Origin of the sequence: Microvirga aerilata, assembly GCF_016743775.1 — a bacterium.
In the GTDB taxonomy this organism is placed as follows: domain Bacteria; phylum Pseudomonadota; class Alphaproteobacteria; order Rhizobiales; family Beijerinckiaceae; genus Microvirga; species Microvirga aerilata.
Genome location: NZ_JAEQMY010000327.1, coordinates 1 through 867 on the forward strand (window position 1 = coordinate 1; position 867 = coordinate 867).

Here is an 867-nt window from a genome sequence, read left to right on the forward strand (position 1 = left end):
AGATGCGCCCCTAGGTGCTGAGGCGCCTGCCTGAGGATCTCGTGCAGCACCGCCTCGGCCTCATCAAGCCGGCCGAGTTCGCGCAAATCAGCGGCTGCCTCGAGTCTGAGGTAGGTTTGATCTGGATTAGCAGCAAGGGCAGCCCGGAGGTACTCTAGAGATGCCGTCCGGTCTCCGCGGTTCCGGGCCAACTGTGCCAAGTGCTGTGCTGTGTGAGACTCGCCGTCCATTCACATTCTTCTTCGTAAACTGTCGCCGTTGAAAAGAACATCATAGATGACAACTGCATCGATGAAGATTTGTCTAGTGCATCCGCTTTGATCTTCCGTCGCATTGACGCCACGGCGCTTTGCGTGGATTACATTGCCAAGGGCAGACTCCAATATAGGAGATCAAAGTTGGCCCGTCCGCACGCGGTGCGGTTACGGAGCTTGAGGCGCGTCACCTATGCCTGGTCTTATCCTTGTTCAAAGGCTGCAGCAGCGCCGCGTAAGCTGCAGCTCTGTTAGCTCTAGACGCCAGCGAGGTTTTGAAAACCCGGGCACCCGATGGCCAAGCTCCAGCAATTAGTAGTTACACAGCCTTAATGGAACCTTGAGCATTGTCTAGGATCAGACCCTCAGGACAACATCAGAAACCAACACGTACAAACATTGCGTTAGATCAGCAATGATCACAGCTTCGGCATCATGTCGCGGCCGGGTTGATAAGGCAGCCTCAGTTGTACTAGGAATTACTGGAGTCCAAAAAGCTATACAAGCTGGCACGACGGCGGTGCAGCGGCCGCTGCGTAATTACCCAGGCCCTTGCGCGAACTGGATTTCGCTGATTCCTTGCTGTCATGGGCCGCAGCGATCTTGAGCGTCT

The 867-nt window shown here is 55.2% G+C and carries 1 protein-coding gene; it reads right to left on the reverse strand.

Annotated elements, in window-relative coordinates; genetic code table 11:
• Positions 1-230, reverse strand: a 230-nt coding sequence (locus JKG68_RS32630) for a tetratricopeptide repeat protein (RefSeq protein WP_202066608.1), incomplete at its 3' end; no start/stop codon positions are given.
• Positions 231-867: the final 637 nt, after the last annotated feature.